The sequence below is a fragment of the Spirosoma sp. genome, from assembly GCF_026391055.1.
Lineage (GTDB): Bacteria > Bacteroidota > Bacteroidia > Cytophagales > Spirosomataceae > Spirosoma.
The window spans coordinates 84,806-105,454 of the sequence record NZ_JAPLET010000010.1 but is presented as its reverse complement, the minus strand read 5'-3'; the positions used below and the strand labels follow the sequence as shown (position 1 = coordinate 105,454).

At 51.1% G+C, this 20,649-nt stretch carries 14 protein-coding genes; 9 read left to right on the top strand and 5 right to left on the bottom strand.

Going from position 1 to position 20,649, the window contains the following annotated elements; translation table 11 throughout:
• Positions 1-20: 20 nt before the first annotated feature.
• The 4 genes from NT073_RS02745 to NT073_RS02730 form a co-directional block, all read right to left on the bottom strand.
• Entirely contained in the window at positions 21-1,826 is a 1,806-nt protein-coding gene (locus NT073_RS02745) for a RagB/SusD family nutrient uptake outer membrane protein (RefSeq protein ID WP_297368404.1), read from the bottom strand.
• A gap of 22 nt (positions 1,827-1,848) precedes the next feature.
• A complete protein-coding gene (locus tag NT073_RS02740; protein ID WP_297368401.1) occupies positions 1,849-5,475 on the bottom strand; it encodes a TonB-dependent receptor in 3,627 nt (1,208 codons plus the stop codon).
• 186 nt (positions 5,476-5,661) lie between these two features.
• Positions 5,662-6,768 carry a FecR family protein gene (locus tag NT073_RS02735; protein ID WP_297368398.1) on the bottom strand — a complete coding sequence of 369 codons (1,107 nt, stop codon included), beginning with the start codon at positions 6,766-6,768 and terminating at the stop codon, positions 5,662-5,664.
• A gap of 107 nt (positions 6,769-6,875) precedes the next feature.
• Complete coding sequence (locus NT073_RS02730; RefSeq protein WP_297368395.1) at positions 6,876-7,481, bottom strand: sigma-70 family RNA polymerase sigma factor; 606 nt, start codon at positions 7,479-7,481, stop codon at positions 6,876-6,878.
• A gap of 300 nt (positions 7,482-7,781) precedes the next feature.
• Here NT073_RS02730 and NT073_RS02725 point away from each other — a divergent pair, with 300 nt between their 5' ends.
• From NT073_RS02725 to NT073_RS02715, 3 genes are all read left to right on the top strand, one after another.
• Positions 7,782-8,186, top strand: a complete 405-nt coding sequence (locus NT073_RS02725; RefSeq protein WP_297368393.1) for a hypothetical protein — start codon at positions 7,782-7,784, stop codon at positions 8,184-8,186.
• Positions 8,187-8,221: 35 nt separating this feature from the next.
• Positions 8,222-9,241, top strand: a complete 1,020-nt coding sequence (locus NT073_RS02720) for a nucleoside hydrolase (RefSeq protein ID WP_297368390.1) — start codon at positions 8,222-8,224, stop codon at positions 9,239-9,241.
• A 169-nt stretch (positions 9,242-9,410) separates the two neighbouring features.
• The gene (locus NT073_RS02715) at positions 9,411-10,811 is read left to right on the top strand and encodes a chloride channel protein (RefSeq protein WP_297368387.1); all 1,401 of its coding nucleotides are present in this window, start codon (positions 9,411-9,413) and stop codon (positions 10,809-10,811) included.
• A gap of 1 nt (position 10,812) precedes the next feature.
• Here the strand turns inward: NT073_RS02715 and NT073_RS02710 are convergent, their stop codons facing one another.
• Complete coding sequence (locus tag NT073_RS02710) at positions 10,813-12,069, bottom strand: sodium:proton antiporter (protein WP_297368384.1); 1,257 nt, start codon at positions 12,067-12,069, stop codon at positions 10,813-10,815.
• Positions 12,070-12,385: 316 nt separating this feature from the next.
• Here NT073_RS02710 and NT073_RS02705 point away from each other — a divergent pair, with 316 nt between their 5' ends.
• The 6 genes from NT073_RS02705 to NT073_RS02680 all read left to right on the top strand — a co-directional run bounded on the left by NT073_RS02705 (position 12,386) and on the right by NT073_RS02680 (position 20,626).
• A complete protein-coding gene (locus NT073_RS02705; protein ID WP_297368381.1) occupies positions 12,386-12,916 on the top strand; it encodes a gluconate 2-dehydrogenase subunit 3 family protein in 531 nt (176 codons plus the stop codon).
• A 214-nt stretch (positions 12,917-13,130) separates the two neighbouring features.
• Positions 13,131-14,843 carry a GMC family oxidoreductase gene (locus NT073_RS02700; protein WP_297368378.1) on the top strand — a complete coding sequence of 571 codons (1,713 nt, stop codon included), beginning with the start codon at positions 13,131-13,133 and terminating at the stop codon, positions 14,841-14,843.
• A 384-nt stretch (positions 14,844-15,227) separates the two neighbouring features.
• Positions 15,228-15,737 carry a hypothetical protein gene (locus NT073_RS02695; RefSeq protein ID WP_297368375.1) on the top strand — a complete coding sequence of 170 codons (510 nt, stop codon included), beginning with the start codon at positions 15,228-15,230 and terminating at the stop codon, positions 15,735-15,737.
• Positions 15,738-15,807: 70 nt separating this feature from the next.
• Entirely contained in the window at positions 15,808-16,533 is a 726-nt protein-coding gene (locus tag NT073_RS02690; RefSeq protein WP_297368372.1) for a DUF3784 domain-containing protein, read from the top strand.
• A gap of 267 nt (positions 16,534-16,800) precedes the next feature.
• Positions 16,801-17,181 carry a hypothetical protein gene (locus NT073_RS02685; RefSeq protein WP_297368369.1) on the top strand — a complete coding sequence of 127 codons (381 nt, stop codon included), beginning with the start codon at positions 16,801-16,803 and terminating at the stop codon, positions 17,179-17,181.
• A 322-nt stretch (positions 17,182-17,503) separates the two neighbouring features.
• Positions 17,504-20,626: a PVC-type heme-binding CxxCH protein gene (locus tag NT073_RS02680; protein ID WP_297368366.1), complete on the top strand. Its 3,123-nt coding sequence runs from the start codon at positions 17,504-17,506 to the stop codon at positions 20,624-20,626.
• Positions 20,627-20,649: the final 23 nt, after the last annotated feature.

The following is a 20,649-nucleotide window of genomic DNA, read 5'->3' as shown; positions in this document are numbered from 1 at the left end:
GATGATTAAACGCTATTTTATTAATTATACCCCGGATTTTGCGTCAGGGTTGACTTACCGCTGGATGTGCTTAAGTCAATTTGCCGCTGTGGAATGGGGAAATAGTCATTCTTCCCGGCAACGAAGCGGCCACCCCGAATATCTGTCGTGATCGTGCTTTCGTAGCTGAAATACTTGTTCAGTTCGGACTCCGCCACACCCCAGCGAACCAGGTCAAAGAAACGGTGACCTTCAGTAGCCAGTTCCAGCTTACGCTCGAAGTAGATGGCGTTCAGAGCCCCCGTCTTTCCTAAACCGGCAAAGGCACCCGCCGGGTAAACTGCAATTTTATAGTTAGCTGCCGGGGTGGTCGAGTAGCCCGCAAGCGGTGCTGCATCATTCGCATAGCGGTATACGTAGTTGACCGGATTGGCCGCCCGCGCTCGAACCTGGTTCACATATGTTTGTGCCTGTTCCAGATTACCCAGTTGGGCTTCCACTTCAGCCGCCATTAGCAACACATCGGCGTAGCGAATAATATTCCAGTTGATGGCTGTACCGGGTGCCCAGGAATGGTTATCAGCGTATTGATCCTGCGTGGCCTGCATGTAGATGTTCTTCTTCGGTGAGTACGGACCAGCATAGGTTTGGCCCGGGCTCCGAATCCAGTCGGCACCGGGGTGGTTACCCCAATCCAGATACGGAATTCCTCGCCGACCGATAGTCCAGTCGATGCGTGGGTCCAGCGGACCGGCATCCGGTGTAAACGGCTGAGTCGAGGCAATGCCCTGGTCGTTCTTAACTGGCGAACTGTTATAAGCGGTTATTAAAGGTAAACCGGTAGCATCAGTCCGGTACGAGTTGGCCAGCTCCTGCGAAGGCTGGAAGAAACCGCAGCAGCGGAAGGGGCTGTTACCGTACGGGAAGTTCAGCATGTCGCCCTGATTGGCGTTGGCAATGGTACCCGTACCATCGTTAGCTACCATCTGAATCTGGAATACAGATTCCGAGTTGTTCTCTGTAGCCGCATCGAAGTTATCATGGTATTTGGTCGTCAGCGCGTATTTCAGACCATTGCTCGTAACGCCCTGCGCAATCACCTGATCGAAAAGGGGTTTGGCCTGAGTGTACTTATGCTCGTACAGGTAAGTCTTGGCCAGATAGGTCATGGCGGCCCATTTGTTTACCCGGCCTACATCCGACTGGGTATTCGGCAGGTTTTCCATGGCATACTGGAAGTCAGCTTCGATTTTCGGCCAGATATCCACATTGTTGGGTTGCGAACTGGCGGCCGTTGTTTCAACGGTTTCGTCAATCCAGGGTACATTGTTGAACATCCGCTTCAACTCGAAGTAATAATGCCCCCGCAGAAAACGGGCCTGAGCGGCCAGCAGCGTCTTATCAGCATCGGCAATGGTGGTGGCCTGTGCCAGCAGGCGCAGGGTGGAGTTCGTCCGGTTTACCCCTTCGTAGACTGTCCGCCACTTGCTGTTGAAATAGCCGTTGCTGGGGTCGGCCGTGAACTTGGCAATAGCATCGACGGCGGGCTGGTCGCTGCCATCGCTGCCTTTGTGGGCTTCGCCACCCGCAATACTACCGTACACCCAGTTGCTGGGCGATGCTTCCCAGGCGTTGCCACCCGCGAGGTTCAGGGCTGATCCGTTGTTGTATTGTCCATCCAGCGCGGCATAGGCACCCGTCAGGAGAGCATCTACGCCCGCCCGCGTCGCTAATACCTCGTCACTCAGGGCACCCTGAGCCGGTATCTCCAAACTTTTCTGACAGGCATCGAAGAGCAACCCGGCTGCTACAAGCCCCCCGATTGCCATATATCTTGTTACTTTCATTGGTTGTCGAGTTAAATAAGAATTAGAACGTCACATTCAGACCGAAGAGGAACTGGCGCTGGTTCGGATAAACGCCTTCGTCGATACCAAACGAGGTACTGTTCGAGAACGATTGGTTCAGGCTGCCACCCGAGCTGTTGTTCGTATTGGCCGTAGTGCCAATTTCAGGATCAAGGCCCGAGTACTTGGTGATCGTAAACAGGTTGGCCGACTGAACATAGACCCGTAGCCGCTCAATGCCTAGTTTTTTCAGGGTATTGGCAGGTAAGGTATAGCCAAGCTGTGCGTTTTTGGCGCGCAGGTACGAGCCATTCTCCACGAAGTACGAGTTGGGCACGTTGGCCGAACTGAACGAACCCACCGTTTCCTGAATCGGTGCTTTGGCGTCGTGATTCTCGGGTGTCCAGGAGTCGTACAAGGCCGTTTGACTTTTGGCCCCCTGGAAGTTGGCGTTGAAGTCGGTCCACCAGCGTACGTTGTTCCAGATGTCGTTGCCCTGCGTGCCGTAGAAGAAAATGCTGAAGTCGAACTTTTTGTACGTAGCACCCAGGTTCAGTCCGTAGCTGAACTTCGGGTTTGGGTTGCCCAAATACGTCCGGTCGGCATCGGTAATCTGCCCATCTCCATTCACGTCGGCATAGCGGAAACGACCCACCGCCACATCGCTCTGGTAAACGGCCGCAGAGTTACCGGTTGCCTGTTGGGCCTGCGCGTTGGCCTGGTTGATCTCTTCCTGCGAATTCCAGAAGCCAGCCGTTTTGTAGCCGAAGAACTGACCGATGGAATGACCAACGGAGTTGCGAACGATGTAACTACCGTTGAACCGGCGACCTTCCTGATCGAAGTAGTCGACACCCTCAGCCAGCGACACAATCTTGTTATTATAAGTCGTAAACGTCAGCGTACCGGTCAGTTTCAGATCATTCGTCACGTTGATCGCGCTGGACGCAGCAATGTCGAGACCGTGGTTGCGCATTTTGGCGACGTTAACCGCCGGAGCCGTTCCCAGACCCGCCGTTCCGGCCAGTTCGAGGGTGTACAGCAGATCACGAACTTCTTTGTTGTAATAGTCGACCGTCAGGTCCAGTTTGCCTTTCCACAGGCTGGCATCGAAACCAATGTTGGCGTTGATGTTTTTCTCCCAGCGTGCGTCAGGGTTGCCGATGCGTGTCCGCTGGAAGCCTAGTGAGTTGGCCGAGTTGGAGCCGCTAATAGCGTAATACGACGAGGTACGATCACCACCATAGGTCGTGTAGGCATTGGCCGGATCAACGTTCAACTGGTTGCCCATGATCCCGTAACCCCCGCGAATTTTCAGGTCATTCAGCCAGGTAAGTCCGCTCATGAAGCTCTCCTGCGAAACGCGCCAGCCTGCACTCACCGCCGGGAACCAGCCATACTGGTAGTTGAGGAAGCGGGACGATCCATCACGACGAATGGTAGCCCCAAACAGGTACTTATCTTTCAACGAGTAATCGACCCGGCCAATCAGGGAGAACAGCGCGTCGGCGTAGCGATTGCTGTAGTTGGTTGGTGTTCCCGAACCGGTCGAGAGGTTCGTGAAGTTGGGATCGAACGAGAAATATCCCTGCGTTGTCCCGCCTACGTTACGCCCCTGGTTCTGATACGCTTCTGTACCCACCAGTACTTTCAGATCGTGTGTGTTGTTGAAGTTGTGCTGATACTGTACCGTGTTGGTCCAGGTCCAGTTCGATCCGTTGAAGGTGTTCTCCGTATAGGAGTTGGTCGTCGTGTTCTCCTGGTTTTCGTAGGTTGGATACGTAAAGGAATGGAAGTTACCCATGTAAATCTCACCCCCGAAACTGGTGCGGGCCGTAAAGTCTTTCAGGAAGTCGATCTCTGCGTACATATTACCGAACAACCGGTTGTTCTGTCCCCGGTTATTGGCCGTCCGTTTCTGAATGGCAACCGGGTTGTTGGCGTTACCCAATCCCTGGCCGTAGCCCCCGGCATAGTTCCCGGCAATGTCGTAGACCGGAATAATGGGCTGCTCGCGGAACGCCATACCGATGGCGCTGCCTTCCTGAAGGGCGTTTATCCGTGGGTTGTCCGACACCGAAAATGCGATGTTTTCGCCTACCCGGATGTTCTCCCGAATGTTATACTGGCTGTTCGAACGAATCGTGTACCGCTTCAGGTACGTATTGATGAGTGTACCCTGTTGATTGAAGTAGTTGAACGAGAACAGGTAGTTGCCTTGTGGGCCACCACCACTCACCGCCAGGTTATGGCTTGTGATGGGCGCTGGTTTGAAAATCTCGTGAAACCAGTCCGTTCCTGTCTTGTTGGCCCGTGTAATCCGGTAGAAGGCATTATACTGCGAGGCATCGTTGTAGGTTGGGTTAACATTATACCGCGATGGATCTACCGATGGGTCGCCTTCTTTGGCACCCTGTGGCGCAATGTAATCCGGCAAAACCGGGGTTGTGCCGCTGCCGTACAGCGGATCGTTGATGGCCACATTGGGGTTGGCGTTGCGAAGGGCGTTGAACTTTAATTGAGCTGTTTCCTGTGGATTCAGCAAATCCCACACATTGCCGCCTTTAGGAATCTGCGTTCCGTAATAGGCATCGTACTGCACTTTTACCTTTCCCGAACCCCGGCGGGTCGTAATAATAATTACCCCGTTGGCCGCCCGTGAGCCGTAGATCGATGCCGAACCGGCATCTTTCAGAACTTGCATGGAGGCCACGTCGTTCGGGTTGATGTCGTTGATGTTCTGCGTCGGTACACCGTCCACAACATACAGCGGCTGGTTATTTCCGAACGTGTTCAATCCCCGGATACGCACCTGGGGCGCTTCGCCCGGCTGTCCCGATCCCAATACCGTAACGCCCGACGCCCGACCCTGCAGCTGGTTCGTAATCTGCGACGTGGGCTGTTGCTGAAGCTCGGCCACGTTAACCACGGCCACAGCGCCGGTCAAATCTTTCTTACGCTGGGTACCATAGCCCACAACAACGACCTCGTTCAGTGATTTCACATCAGATGCCAATTGAATATCGGGCAGCGTTGTCCGGTTGTTGATGGCTACTTCCTGCGCGGTGTAGCTGATCGACGAGATAACGAGCGTTCCATTACCGTCGGGTACGTTCAGGGAAAAACGCCCCTCGGCGTCCGTAGCCGTACCTACATTGCTGGTTCCTTTGAGGAGAACCGTCGCACCGGGCAAACCAGCGCCTTTTTCATCGAGAACCCGGCCCGTGACGGTAATTGGCGGAACGAGTTTTTCGACGTTTGGGCTTACTGTCGTGCTGGTAGCCGAAGCGGCCCGTTTCAGGATGATGGTTTTGCCACCTACTTCGTAATCAATTGATGCGGGACTGAGCACTACGTCGAGCACCGCCGACAGCTTCTCGTTGGTAAACGTCAGCGAACTGATACGCTGCTGGCTGAAGATGCGCGGATTATACATGAACTTCACATCAGCTTCTTTGCCGATGCGACTGATTGCCTGTTCAACGGTCAGGTTGGAAAGCTGTAGGCTAACGCGCTTGTTGAGTAATTCCTGACCATACGTGTCGTGCGCCTGTGCGATCGTGGCAAAGGCGGTTACCACGAGAAACAGGTAGAAACTGACTCGCATAATTTTGAGCAGCCTTTGCTGCATTTGTATTCGAATTGTCATACTTTTGAATTGGTTGTCGGTTTAACTCGGCAATAAAATTCCCTTACCCTGCAGAGGGGTGCTTTTGTTGAAGAGAGCAAGTGGGGATAACTCTGGAGTCAGTGATGTTGGCGCATTGCTGACTCTTTTTTTGTGTTTAGGCTAGGTGTTTTTCAGACATAGGCGGAATAAGTAAGTTGAGTAATTTTATTGGCATCCTTTACTACTGATTAAGATCTTGCCATCCATCTGTTCGTGCTGGGCATCCAGCGTCTGGCAAATCATGTTTAGCTTTTCGAACAGCGGTTCATCGTCCAGCGAAGCCGTCAGGTAACAGTTTTTCATCACTTCCGCGTCGAAGATAATCTCCACCCCATACGCTTTTTCCAGCGATGCGAAGACCGCCGAAACCGGCGTATCGTTGAACTCGAACACCGACCGCTGGATGGGCATGTCGAGTAAGTTAGGCGACTCTACCAGCGACCGTAGCAAGCGGCCTTCCTCCCTGTCGAAGAGGCCCCGCTGATTCGGCGTGAGCACTAAACCGATCAGTTGCTTTGATTCCTTCTTTTCGACCCGTTCTTTATCAAATCGTGTGAAAACGGAGACCTTGCCCGTCTTGACCGTTACATCGACGGCCTGCCTGTCGTAGGCCCGAACCGTAAAGCTGGTGCCCAGAACTTTGGTAATCAGGTTGTCGGCATACACGAAAAAGGGTTTATCCGGATTTTTGGCGACTTCAAAAAACGCTTCGCCAGTCAGGTAAACTTCCCGTTTCGGATGTTGATCGAACTGTTTAGGGTAGCTAATCCGGCTGTTGGGCTGAAGCACTACCGAACTGCCATCGGCCAGGAGAACCAGTCGACTCTGGGTGGTCTTATTCTCAACTTCTTCCAGCGGAGCTGCTGACGCCGACACCATCTGCCGATAGATAGCCGTTGAAGGCGGTAGTGCCTGCTGGTTTCGATGCCAGCTGTACCAGCTTACGACCAGCACAACCACCGCAGCAGCGGCCCACCGCCAAACGGGCGAGTGATACCAGGGAATTGACTGTACAAAAGGGGCTGGTTCAGTATCCTGCATGATCTGCCGGATATTGTGCCGAACGCTGGCGGTTGGTAACACGAACGTATCACCTTCGATCGCTCGCAGGACTTCCTGTGCTTTTCGGAAAATAAACTCTTTTTGCGGGTACAGAAGCAGAAAATTATCCCATTGCTGAGCGGCTTCCGGCGTAGCTTTTTCAAATACCCATAGCCGGAAAGAATCATCTTCCAGAAAATCGTCCAGCTCGGAATGGTTACTTCTTTTCATCAAAAAACGCTACTTGTCTACCCCTTTATTCAGACAATTAGCGAGGGTAAGGAATATACCCTCCGTTTTTGACTTTTTTTGAAAAGTTTTTGCAGGAATTGACGATGCTACCGGAAAAAGGCCAACAGCATTGCCGAAATAGTAAAATTAACCCAGTGTTCGCGTAAGAAGGTGAGCGCCTTGTGGAGGTGATTCGATACGGATTGCCGGTTAATGGTCATCACCTGCGCAATATGATCGACGTCCAGTCCTTCAAAATAGCGGAGGTAAAGGGCTTCCTGCTGGCGTACCGGCAGTTGGTTGATGGCTTCTTTAATTTTGTGGGTTGTCAGCTGTTCATTTTCCAGCAGGAAAAGAGTATCCTGAAAGTTCTGTTCGGGAGCCATCTCGGCGGCTTCATCTTCGGAGACCCAGCCCCGACGGTAAACACGCTGCAATTCGAGTAGCATCTTATGCCGAAATGACTTGAAGAGGTATTTTCGAATGGAATCGGTAGCACTAAGGGATGCTCGCTTTTCCCACAGATATACGAATAAATCGTGCAGGCAATCTTCGATCAACCCAATGTCTTTTGTGAATCGGGTACCAAATCGGAACAGGCTTGTGTAGTTGTTCGCAATAATCTGCTCAAAGGCCACACGATCACCTTCCCTGAAGCGTTGCCAGAGCTGTAAATCCGAAGGGTGACTAGTATATGAAGCCGTATCAATCATGGAAATAGTTTCAATATTTACCCTTAAAAACCAATCTTCCAAGCCAATTTTCACATTATTATTCTAGGGTGAAAACGGGTCTAAAAGGGTATACTACTAAAACGAATCGGCCGTGGCATTATTTACCTATAGAATATGAATACTGGTAGAAAAATGGTCGGTTGAATAAGATATAGAGCAATAAAAAAGCAATTTTGGGAGGTGAAGCGTTAACAGATAGGTAAGAATAGGAAGTTTTAGAATCTTGATAAGTGCTTACGGGTTTCAACCCGTAGGTGCTGCTTTAAGGCAATCAACGTCATGAAAAAGCAACTGTTAACTATACTATCGCTAGGGCTGATGAGCGTGTCGGCCATAGCGCAGACAAAAACCGCACCGGCTGTTCCACCATCCATTGTTGCGGCCATTGAGGGAATTACCAGCAAACGGTTTGTGGCCGACACCACCTATGGCGCCCTGACGGTGCAGGACGATTCGCTGCTGGCTAAAGAACCCAGAGCCAATTGGAGTCTGCTGCAGGAGTCGGGGAATATGAGCTATTCCAACCTCGTAATCGGCACCCGTTCGTATCAGTTACTGATCACGAAATCGCCTAAAGATGTGCATGCAACGGCCACCCTGTTGCGCTATACAACCCCAAAGTCCAAGCCCGAACCCATTGCGCGGGGAACGCTGCAACCAAAAGTAGAGGAGAAAGCAAAGTAAAAAGCGTCCTGTATCAGGCTTTTTCAGCCATGTTAATGAATAGCTGGTTTAGATTTTTACTGCTCCTGCTGGCAGTCCCCGCCATTACGGCCGGACAAGGTTTGGGTGCTCAGTCGATTGTGGCATCCCGGATACGGGTAATTGTCGATAATGATTTTAGTGGAGACCCCGATGGGCTGTTCCAGTTGGCGCATTTGTTGCTGTCGCCTTCGGTGGACGTGAGGGCTATTATTGGTTCGCATCTTCGCGTCGGGGACGGATTCGACAATTCGACTATGCAAGCCGATAACGCTGTCAAAAAAGCGCAGGAGCTTGTTCAGACGATGGGTCTGAAGATAACTATACCCATCATAGCCGGGTCGAACACGGCCATGCCTAATGATAGCACTCCCGTTAAAAGCGAAGCGGTAAAGTTTATCATCAGAGAAGCTCTACGTACCGATACTCAATTACCCTTATATGTTCTATGCGGGGCCGGGCTTACCGAAATGGCTTCGGCACTGCTGACTAATCCCCAAATTGCCAATAAGCTAACGCTGGTCTGGATTGGTGGTCCGGAATATACCGATCTGGCCCTGCCCCCGCCTAACTATTCAACACCGGAATACAACCTGAACATAGATATTGCCGCAGCCCGGGTCGTGTTTAACCGTACAGCCGTGCCCATCTGGCAAATTCCCCGAAACGCCTACCGGCAGGCTCTGCTGCCGTATTCACTACTGCTACTGAAGGTAAAACCACAGGGTAAAACGGGAAAATATCTTTCCGATGTGCTGGAGCGATTGATGACCCGCTTACAGCAATACAAGCTCAACATTGGTGAAACTTATGTGCTGGGCGATAGCCCACTGGTATTACTGACGGCCCTGCAATCGTCTTTCGAGGCCGACCCATCGTCGAGCGAGTATGTTTTAAGAATCTCTCCCCGAATTACACCACAGGGAACGTACGAGTACAACCATGCCGGCCGGCAGATTCGGGTGTACAACCGATTGGATATTCAGTTGATGTTTACCGACTTCTTTGCCAAGCTGGAATTGATGAACCGACCGTAGGCAAAACTTAAAATTTGCTTAGAATGTCAACAGTTTTCAACCACACCGCCACTTCTACCGTTTAGTAGGTATTTGAAGTTGTACCCACGGGTTTTAACCCGTGTTTTCTTGTAAAAAATACATGGGTTAAAACCCGTGGGTACAACTATTACTACTAGTCTGATGACGAATGGCCGATAGACCTTCCAGATACGCGCAGGTGCTGGCCTGGCTCGATCAACACATAATCCGACGGCTGTATACCGAGCGTATCCGCCGGGTTATTCTGCAAAGTTTGCCGTTCTGGGTCGCTTCGTTGCTAACCGGCCTTGTGGCCGTCGGTTATGAAGAACTGTTCGTTTTAGCGGAAGATATTAGTTTCACCTGGCTTGAAGCACATCCTCTGCTGGTTTTTGGGCTTACGCCCCTTGCATTTCTGCTGGCCTGGTTGTTGGTCAAAAAGCTCGCTCCAGCGGCAAGAGGAAGCGGCATCCCGCAGGTGATGGCCGGTATTGAACTTTCCAATCCGGCGTCGCACGGCCGTATCGGTTATCTGCTGGATTTGCGGGTGGTAGCGGTGAAAATGGTGAGCAGTCTGGTCTTGCTGGCGGGTGGCGGGGTTATTGGGCGGGAAGGACCAACCATTCAGATTTCGGCCGCAATTTTTCGGGCCATTAATCGACTGCAGCCGGCTGGCTGGCCCCAGTTGTCGCGCCAGATCGCACTCGTTACGGGTGGAGCGGCTGGGCTGGCGGCTGCCTTCAACACGCCCCTGGGGGGAATCGTCTTTGTCGTCGAAGAACTTACGCAGACACACATCACTCGCTTTCGAACCGCTGTTTTTACAGCCGTTATCATTGCGGGTATGACGGCGCAAGCTATACAGGGGCCTTATTTGTATCTGGGATTTCCGAAAGTAACGGCATCGACGGGCTGGTTTTTAGGCATTGTCGTACTCGTCGCTATGTTTTGCGGACTGGCCGGGGCCGTGTTTGCCAAAACGCTATTATGGATAAACGCTTACCGACGACGGTTCACCACACTGCCCCAGCAGGCGGCCTGGGTAGCCGGATCTGGCGTGGTTATGGCGGCTCTGGCGTATTTGATGGGTACCGATGCCGTTGGAACGGGTAAACCCATTATCAACCGGTTGTTGTTTCAGAACGATCATCTGACTCTCTGGTATCTTTTCCCGGTCCGATTTGCCGGTATGGCACTTAGCTACAGCAGTGGAGCCGCCGGGGGCGTATTTGCGACTTCGCTAAGCGCCGGAGCCATCCTTGGCGACGCTCTCTCCCGACTGGCCCGCGTAACCCCGAGCGATACAAACCTGGTTATTCTGGTTAGCATGGTTAGCTTTCTAACGGGCGTAGTCCGGTCGCCGTTCACCGCAGCTATTCTTGTACTGGAAATGACCGATCGACATTCGGCTATTTTTCAGTTGCTCCTCGGTGGCCTCATGGCACAGGGAGCTGCATCGCTGGTCGACCCGGTTTCGTTCTATGAGCATCTGAAAGAAGGATTTATCAAGGAAACGCTGGCGCAGCCTGTCACGCTGACAAAAGCCGTTGCCCCGACGGAAACCGACTAAGTCAGACTTGTTCTTCGGGTGGATACAGCCGTCGGATGAGCCGTTCCATCGTTAGCCCCTGCCCGATTACAGAAAACAGAACTACCGCGTAGGTGATGCTTACTATAAAGTCTTTGTGGGGTAAGCTGTTGTCGATCGATAAAGCCATGGCAATCGAAAGCCCACCTCGCAAGCCGCCCCAAGTGAGCATGAGGGGCGCTTTTGAATCGAGGTCGAGCCAGCGCCGGGCCAGGGTAAACGGAATCAGGATAGCCAGGTACCGCGACAGCAGGACAATTAATATGACAACCAGATAGATGGTCCAGTACGAAATGTGAAAGTCGATCACCAGCAGTTCGATACCGATCAGCACAAAAAGCAGGGCATTCAGAATACTGTCGATCAATTCCCAGAAGCCGTCTACGTATCGCTTCGTTGTCTGGCTCATGGCATCCTGCCGAGCGTTGTTATCGCCCACGAACAAGCCCGCCACCACCATCGCCAATGGGCCCGATATGTGCAGGCTCTGGGCCAGCAGGTAGCCTCCCATTACGGCAGCTACGGTAATCATTACTTCGGTTTGGTAGTGGTTGATGGAGCGAAGGAGCCAGTACATCAAATAGCCCAGCGCTATTCCGAAAATGACGCCCCCACCAGCTTCTTCGACGAATAGCCAGATAATTTCTCCAGCACTTACACTCTCGGCACCATTGCGAACAATCTGATAAATGGAAGCAAAGACAACAACGCCGACCCCGTCATTAAAGAGCGATTCACCCACAATGTTAAGTTTAACACTCTCCGGAAGTTTGAACTTGGCCAGAATGCCTAATACGGCAATTGGATCGGTAGGGGAAATAAGCGCACCAAATAAAAGACACAGGGTGAAGGGTAAATTTATACCCAGGAATTTAGTGACATAGTAAACACCCGTGCCAACCAACACCGTGCTGAGCAGTACACCCACGAAGGCAAATAGCATGACCGACCGCCGTTCGACCCGCAATTTGGCTGCATCGGTATGAAAGGCCCCCGCAAAAAGCAGGAAGCTCAACATGACGTCGAAAAGGGCTTTCCCAAAATCGATTTCACGTACAGTCTGCCGAACCAGTGTAAGGCTGGCTGGATAAACGGCGTTCATCCCGATTAGCAACAGCGAAAAACATAGTGACAGCACCATAATGCCAATGGCGTCTGGTAGTTTGAGCCACCTTGTATTTAGGTAAGCAAGTAAGGCTGAGGCAACAATAAGTAATGTAATCAGGGTAAATAGATCCATAATAGACGGAGTTGCTTTGCAAGATTACATTAACTTCTAATTAAAAGCCATTGATACTAACTAACATTGATACTAACTAAATGGTACTTTCCGGAAAAGTGTTCATAAATGCCTGCCTTCGACTCTATGCATCGATAGAAAATGCGGCTTTAGCTAAGTCAGTTAGACCGGCTGAAGTATAATTTCAAGTAGACAGATTTACAATAATCTGAGCTGTTGCTAGCTAACTATCAGGCTTTATGGCTTTAATTTTGTACTAGTAGAGGAAATTTTTGTTAACTCGGTCTTATACCAATAAACAATACTCACCTTACATATGCAACGTAGAGAAGCCTTACAACAGGCAGCCTTGATGATGGGGGCTATGCTATCGGCTCCCACGCTGGCGGGCGCAATGGGTCGCGTAACGAACACGGGTCCAAGCGTAGCCGTCTCGCCCGACCAGGAAGCCCTACTGGCCGAAGTAGCCGATGTGATCATCCCAACCACCAGTACGCCGGGCGCTAAAGCCGCCGGTGCTGAAAAATTCATTGTCCGCGTCATACGCGACTGTTACCCTAAAGCCGATCAGGAAAAATTCTACGCGGGGCTGGCCAAACTGGATGCCGACAGTAAAACCAAATTTGGCAAAGGCTTCGCTGCCCTGGAAAACGCCCAGAAAATTGACATGGTGAAACACGCCATGACAGAAGACAAGCCGTTTTTCCTGCGGATGAAAGAACTAACTACCACGGGCTATTTTACCTCCGAAATCGGTGCGACCAAAGCCCTCGAATACCTGCCTGTTCCGGGCCAGTTCAACGGCTGTATGCCTATGAAACCCGGCCAGAAGGCGTGGGCGTTATAAAAAGTATGTAGGAGCGAGAAGCCATCCGGCGGCACAAAATATGCCGGTCCGCCGACCGTCCGCAGCTGCGGTGCGGTCAGCCCTCCTCACTTCTAATACTAACTCTTAACACACGAGTAAGGAGTAAGCAGTGAACAGGGTGATCTTGCCAGCAAACAGCACGCGTCAGCCCTCCTCACTTCCCGCTCCTTACTTCTAACTCCTTTAAAGAAACATGTACCTCAATATAGATTCCATAAAAGACCAGACGTACGATGCCATTGTGATCGGGTCGGGTATATCGGGTGGCTGGGCCGCCAAAGAACTGACCGAAAAAGGTCTCCGGGTGCTGATGCTCGAAAAAGGGCATAAACTCGATCACGTAACGGACTACGAGTATGCCATGAAAGATCCTTGGCAGACCAAATACAACGGTCGGCTGACGGAAGAGCAGAAAGAGTCGCACCCGAAACTGGCGCGCGACTACCCGTACAATGAGATGACCCAGAACTACTGGATGAAGGATACCGACTCGAACTACAAAGAAGTGAAGCGGTTCGACTGGTACCGGCCCAATATCGTGGGCGGTAAATCCATCATGTGGGGTCGTCAGTCGTACCGGCTGAGCGACATAGACTTTGGTGCCAACGCCCGCGAAGGTATTGCCGTCGACTGGCCCATTCGCTACAAAGACGTTGCGCCCTGGTATTCGTATGTCGAGAAGTTTGCCGGTATTTCGGGTGAGAAGCTAAACCTGCCCCAACTGCCCGATAGCGAGTTTCTGCCGCCAATGGAGATGTACTGCGTAGAGAAAGAAGTACGTAAGCGGATCGAGAAGAACTTCCCCGGCCGGACCATGACCATCGGGCGCGTAGCCAACCTGTCGAAAGCCGCTCAGGCGCAGATGGGCGTTGGCCGGGCCTCGTGCCAGTACCGGAACAAGTGTTCGCTGGGTTGCCCCTACGGCGCTTACTTCAGTACGCAGTCGTGTACGTTGCCGCCAGCCGCCAAAACCGGTCGGCTGACCCTGCGCCCTGACTCCGTCGTGACGGAAGTAATGTATGACGAGAACAAAAAGCGGGCAACGGGCGTCCGCATCGTCGATGCCGTGACCATGCAGCCTAAAGAGTACTACGCCAGCATCATTTTCGTGTGTGGCAGTACGCTGGGCTCAACAGCGGTGTTGCTGAACTCGAAGTCGAACCGTTTCCCAAACGGGCTGGGTAACGATTCGGAACAACTGGGCCACAACCTGATGGATCACCACTTCCGCATCGGCGCATCGGGCGATTGGGAAGGCGATTTGGACAAATACTACATCGGTCGCCGGGCCAACGGGATTTACGTGCCACGGTACCGGAACATTGGCAACGACAAGCGCGACTACCTCCGTGGCTTTGGCTACCAGGGTGGGGGCAGCCGTCAGGGCTGGCAGCGCAACATTGCCGAAATGAGCTTCGGTGCCGACTACAAAGACGAACTCACCAAACCCGGTCCGTGGACAATGGGCCTGGGCGGTTTCGGCGAAACGCTGCCCTACTACGAAAACCGGATGTATCTCGACAAAAACGAGAAAGACAAGTGGGGTATGCCGCTGGTGGTATTCGATGCCGAACTGAAAGAGAACGAGAAGAAAATGCGGATCGACATGATGAACGACGCCAAAGAAATGCTGGAATCGTCGGGCGTCAAGAATGTCAAAGCGTATGACCGGGGTTCGTATCTGGGTATGGCCATTCACGAGATGGGTACCGCCCGTATGGGTCGCGACCCGAAAACGTCGGTGCTGAACGGCAACAACCAGTTGCATGCTGTCAAGAACGTTTTCGTAACGGACGGTGCCTGTATGGTATCGGCCTCCTGCGTCAACCCGTCATTGACGTACATGGCCCTCACCGCCCGCGCGGCCGATTTCGCCGTGAAAGAAATGAAGCGCAAGAGTATTTAATTAGCGTATAAAGAAGTAGCCCCCGTTGTGCCGGAAACCGGTTATAGCGGGGGCTATTTCTTTATACCTATGTAGCGTTGAAGGATTATATTTTGCTGTAAATTAACACCAGATTACGGTAACGGTTGATCATACAACAGACATTAGCTGGTTTATGAGCGCCGGAAATTGACGGAGATAGTAGAATATGAAATAGGAGGAAAACTTCCTGTTCTTTGATGGCTTGGGAATTGCCGCTAATGATTGCATGTGTAGACAGAATCGTCTGATCAAATCAGTTGACTTTACCCATTTGACCGACATTATCGATAAGAAGAGATGGAATGAGCCAATCTAGCCAGTCGACATGACGTTTGATTATATAGCAGAAAGGCTATGCAAACTATGAAGAACCTAAGTGCACTAGCAGTACTTCTTGTATGGGTTAGTTTCTCTTTAAAAGCTCAACATAAATTGCCGGACGGTAGTTGGACGACGATGCTCGAAATTACCAGTCGGATAGCCGATGTAGATAGTTCTTTACAAATCGAGCACTATTCCCTAACTCAACGTATCGCTTTGCTCAAGCAACTTTATCAAATTGATCAACGATACCGAGATAGCCTGGAAAATGGTTCTCGCTCGGCTTCCAAGCAGCAGTTGTTTACCCATAAAATGGTTGCCAATGACCAAGCTAACCAAGTACTATTTCGTAAACTAGTCGATGCATTTGGCTGGCCCACTCGACAGAAGTATGGTGAGCAGGGGACACAAATCGCCTGGCTGATTGTTTGGCATGCAAAGCCGGAGTATCAAAAACGGTACTACCCCTTAATGAAGCAGGCCTATCAACAAGGTTTGATCAGGCAGAACCCTAGCCAGATAGGCGAACGGTTGAAGCGCTTTTACAGGTAACACCTGACATAACATTTACTTACACAGCAGTTTTCAGATAAGTACCTGTTTAATTAATCATTAATCAGCCATGCTAATTACCGCTACAATTTTGTCTCTCGTCTTCGGTGCAATAGGTTTTATCGTTACAAAAAGTAATGCTCAGTATATTCTGGCTGGTTATAATACCATTGCCGAGCAGGATCGGCAAGCCATAGATATTGACTCTTACTTAAAGTTTTTCAAGCGATTTCATCTTGTTCTGGCTTTTTCTTTAATAGGGGGAGTCTGGTTGCTCAGTCTGATAAATAACAATTGGGCTAGCTTATTCATGACTGTTTATCCACTAGGCGCCTATTTGTATTTTCTGATTAAGGGAACATCGATTCAGAAAGGATCGATTCAGCAAAAGTCAGGGGTTTACTTAGGAGGCAGCATATTGGTTATTGTCATTACCGTACTGCTGATCAGTAGCTTAAGCGATTACAAGAGCAGTGAGCTGAAACTGAACGGGCAAACATTGGAAATCACGGGTTCCTACGGGTTTACGTTGAACAAGCCGGAGATTTACCAACAAGGGTTGGTTGATCAACTTCCTCTAATCGCTTATAAAGCAAATGGTTTTGCAGCAGGTGACTATGCAAAAGGACGCTTCAAGACAAAAGACGGACGAACGATCTGGCTCTTTGTCAATAAAAAATCACGGCCTTTTTTGTTGATCAAGAGTACGAAAGGCGACATCTATTATAATCATGATGAATTAAGCCTGCAAGTTATAAGCCAAAATATAGCACGATGGCTAAAAACCGAGCGATAATTTTTGATCAAATTTCTGCTCGGCGAGCTAAAGCTCACTAATCTCAAATCCTTGATTAATTGACTACCATAAGTGTAGTTATACAAATTGCCTGGGGAAAGCACTTTTTTCAAATGCAAAAGGCTTCGATTTATGGTAACCAAATTGGCATTTTTACTTTTCTGGGCGGCTTGTCCATGCGTAGCTCAACAACCTTCTGACTCCTCCTCGCAAGTAGCATTTAAAGACGCTGTACTGCTTAACGGAATGCGCAGCTATATAAAATTGATGGAATTACGCTCTGGGGCGGCTAGAGATAAAACGGTGCTGATCGTTCGGGATTTACAGAATGGTTCGACCAAAGATGAGTACCGATGGGTTATGCAAGCTACCGGCCGCTTGGATGTCGTCCAAAAAGCAATACCTGCCTTTATCACTCAACTGGACGGCTACACAATTTTGATTCGCTATTCGGCCAGTTTTACTCCTTTATTAGACTATTCGGCTTCGTATCGGGCGAGTATACTGGAAAAGGTGCCCGCCAGTATACGGAATCAGTCATTAACTGACCAGCCGAAAGATCCTTTTGGTGCCTGGGAAGTGCAGTATGAAGTAGGAAAGCAGCCCTCCTACAACATGGTTTTACACGATCCCGCTTCGATCAGATAAAGAAAGAGTACGTTAGTTTTGCTGATTTCCGTATAGACGGCTTGCCAACCTGTGGCTGTCGAGCAACCGACTGGCGATATAACCGTAGACACCACCCAGTAAAAGCGTATACAGAATTTTCGTAAGCATAAGCAGTTAAGTGTAAGGATAAAGCAGCTGTCAGTTTGGTGTTACAAAAAAATAATTTCTGTTCACTTACTTTGATTAGCTATTGGAAATAATGGCAGATAATGGGTATAAATACGCCCTAATTTCTTTTTTGTAAACCAGCACGTAGCTTTATCATTCATAGGCTACTTCTTACTACTTGCAGGCTACTCGTATGAACAATTTCTTATCCTCAAAACGCTCGGCCTTCTCACGTCGGCTGATTGCTCTGTCGGCTGCCGGGGTGGTGGTTGGTAGCGTATTTATTGGGGCTTATCAGAACAAAAATCTGAACGGGGCCTCTAACCCCTACCTGACAAGCCTATTCGCCCAATTACCTGACGACGACAAGCACGACCCTAAATACGCCGTCGGTAGTCTGAACGTAGCGCCGGGTCTGGAGGCAACACTCTTTGCCGCCGAACCCATGCTGACCAACCCCACCGACATTGATGTCGATGCACGGGGGCGGGTTTGGGTTTGCGAAGCCTACAACTACCGGCCCGCTATCAACGGCAACCCAACGCGTAAAGAAGGAGACCGCATCGTTATTCTGGAAGACACCAACGGCGACGGTAAAGCCGATGTTTCCAAAGTGTTTTACCAGGACCCAAGCATCGAATCACCCCTCGGTATCTGGGTGCAGGGCAACAAAGTCATTGTGTCCGACAGCCCGAACGTGTGGGTGCTGACCGATGAAAACGGCGACGATAAAGCCGATAAAAAAGAACTGCTCTTCACCGGCATCGGTGGCGAACAGCACGACCACGGCATGCATACCTTTGTGTTCGGGCCAGATGGCAAGTGGTATTTCAACTTCGGGAATGCTGGTGAGCAACTGCTGGATAAAGACGGCAAACCCGTTATCGACATCGCTACGGGCAAGCCCATCGACAAACAGAATTTCAAGCAGGGGATGGTTTTTCGTTGCGACCCCGACGGGAAAAATGTTGAGCTGCTGGGCCAAAACTTCCGGAACAACTACGAAGTGGCGGTTGACTCCTACGGCACTCTCTGGCAGTCGGACAACGACGACGACGGTAATAAGGGCGTTCGTATCAACTACGTCATGGAATACGGTAACTATGGCTATACCGACGAACTGACCGGCGCAGGCTGGCAGGCGAATCGGGAAAACATAGAACCCGAAATTCCCCGGCGTCACTGGCACCTCAATGACCCCGGTGCTATGCCTAACCTGCTTCAAACGGGCGCCGGTTCGCCAACGGGTATGATTGTGTATGAAGGCAATCTACTGCCCGAAGTGTTTCGAAATCAGATGATCCACTGCGATGCAGGCCCAAATGTGGTACGGTCGTATCCGGTTCAGAAAGATGGTGCGGGTTACAAAGCCGAAATCGTAAACGTACTGGAGGGCGCCCGTGATCAGTGGTTCCGCCCCGCCGACGTTTGCGTGGCTCCCGATGGTTCGCTCATCATTGCCGACTGGTACGATCCCGGCGTGGGCGGACACCAGGCGGGTGACCAAAGTCGCGGACGTGTCTATCGCGTGGCACCACCTAATTCACCTTACAAAATTCCGAAAGTAGACGTAACAACCGTCGACGGTGCCATCGAAGCGCTTCAAAGCCCGAACATGTCTATCCGGTATGCGGGCTGGCAGGCACTTCGCAGTATGGATAAGAAGGCGGAAAAGGCGCTGGCTAAACTTTATAAAACATCGGCTAACCCACGCATGCAGGCGCGTGCGTTATGGTTGCTTAGCAAGCTCGACAAAGGCCAGAAATATATTGAAACGGCGCTGAAAAGTGATAATTCCGATCTGCGCATCACCGCGCTTCGGGCCGGTCGTGAGCTGAAAGGTGATATTACTCCGTATATCAAACAGTTGGTAAACGACCCAGAGCCACAGGTTCGGCGGGAGTGCGCTATTGCCTTGCGGAAAAACCAGGCTACCGGACCGCAGTCGCCCGAAGCCCCCGCGTTGTGGGCGCAATTGGCCAGTCAGTACGATGGCAAAGACCGCTGGTATCTGGAAGCCCTCGGTATCGGTGCCGACGGCAGCTGGGATACGTATTATACGGCCTGGGTAAAACAGATGAACAACGATCCCCTCGCCAATGCCGGTGGTCGTGACATTGTCTGGCGTGCCCGCACCAAAGAATCCATCCCAATGCTGGCGAAACTGGCGGGTGATCAATCGGTGGATGTGAGCCAGCGGTTGCGTTATTTCAGGGCGTTTGATTTCAACCCTAGCTCTATGGAAAAATCGAACGCGCTGCTCGGCATTTTACAGGCGAACAGTAACTCGACCGATGTAACGAAACTAGCCCTGCGTCACCTTGATCCGGCTTTTGTGAAAAACTCCCCGGTGGCGACAACCGCCCTTAACAAGGTGATGAACGACGTGTACGGCACGCCTGAATACATCGATCTGGTAAGCCGCTATGAACCCACAACCGAGAATGCACGCCTGAAGCAGTTAGCTGTTCAGAAGGCGAGTGATGGCATGGGCCGTGATGCTGTCCGGCAATTACTCAAGCAAAAAGGCGCTTCGATGGCCTGGGATGTCATTAACGGCAATGACGCCGATGCTGCTGCCAATATGCTGGTGGCCTTGCGCCGGGTAGGGAACAAAGAGTCTATCGACATCCTGAAAACGGTCGCCCTGGCCGACAAATATCCGGCAGTGTTGCGTCGGGAGGCAACCCGCTCGCTGGGTGGTAGCTCAGAAGGAGCCGATATGGTGGTGGCTCTCCTGAAGTCCGGTGATATTAAAGGTGAGTTCAAAAAGTCTGCGGTGCAAGGCGTTAGTAACGACTGGCGCAAGAGCATCCGGCAGCAAGCCGCTAGCTTCCTCGATGGTGGACAGAGTGCCGAAGGTAAAAAACTGCCTGCCATCCCTGAACTGTTAGCCATGAATGGCGATGCAGCCCGTGGCGTGTCGGTGTTCAAAAACAACTGTAACATCTGCCACCAGGTGAATGGGGAAGGCATGGACTTTGGTCCGAAGCTGTCGGAGATTGGTTCCAAGCTGCCGAAAGAAGGGCAATATCTGGCCATTCTGCACCCCGACGCCGGTATTAGCTTCGGCTATGAGGGCTGGGAAGTGAAGTTTAAAGATGGTAGTGCCATGACGGGCATCATATCCAGCAAAACGGAAACCGATCTGCAAATGAAGTTCCCGGGGGGCGTAGTGCAGAATTACAAAATGGCCGACGTCGTTTCGATGAAGCAGATCGAAAACTCTATGATGCCGTCCGGTTTGCAGGAAGCCATGAGCACTAAAGACTTAGTCGATTTAGTAGAATATTTAGCCAGTTTGAAAAAGAAATAGGACCGGAGTCCAGACAATCCTCC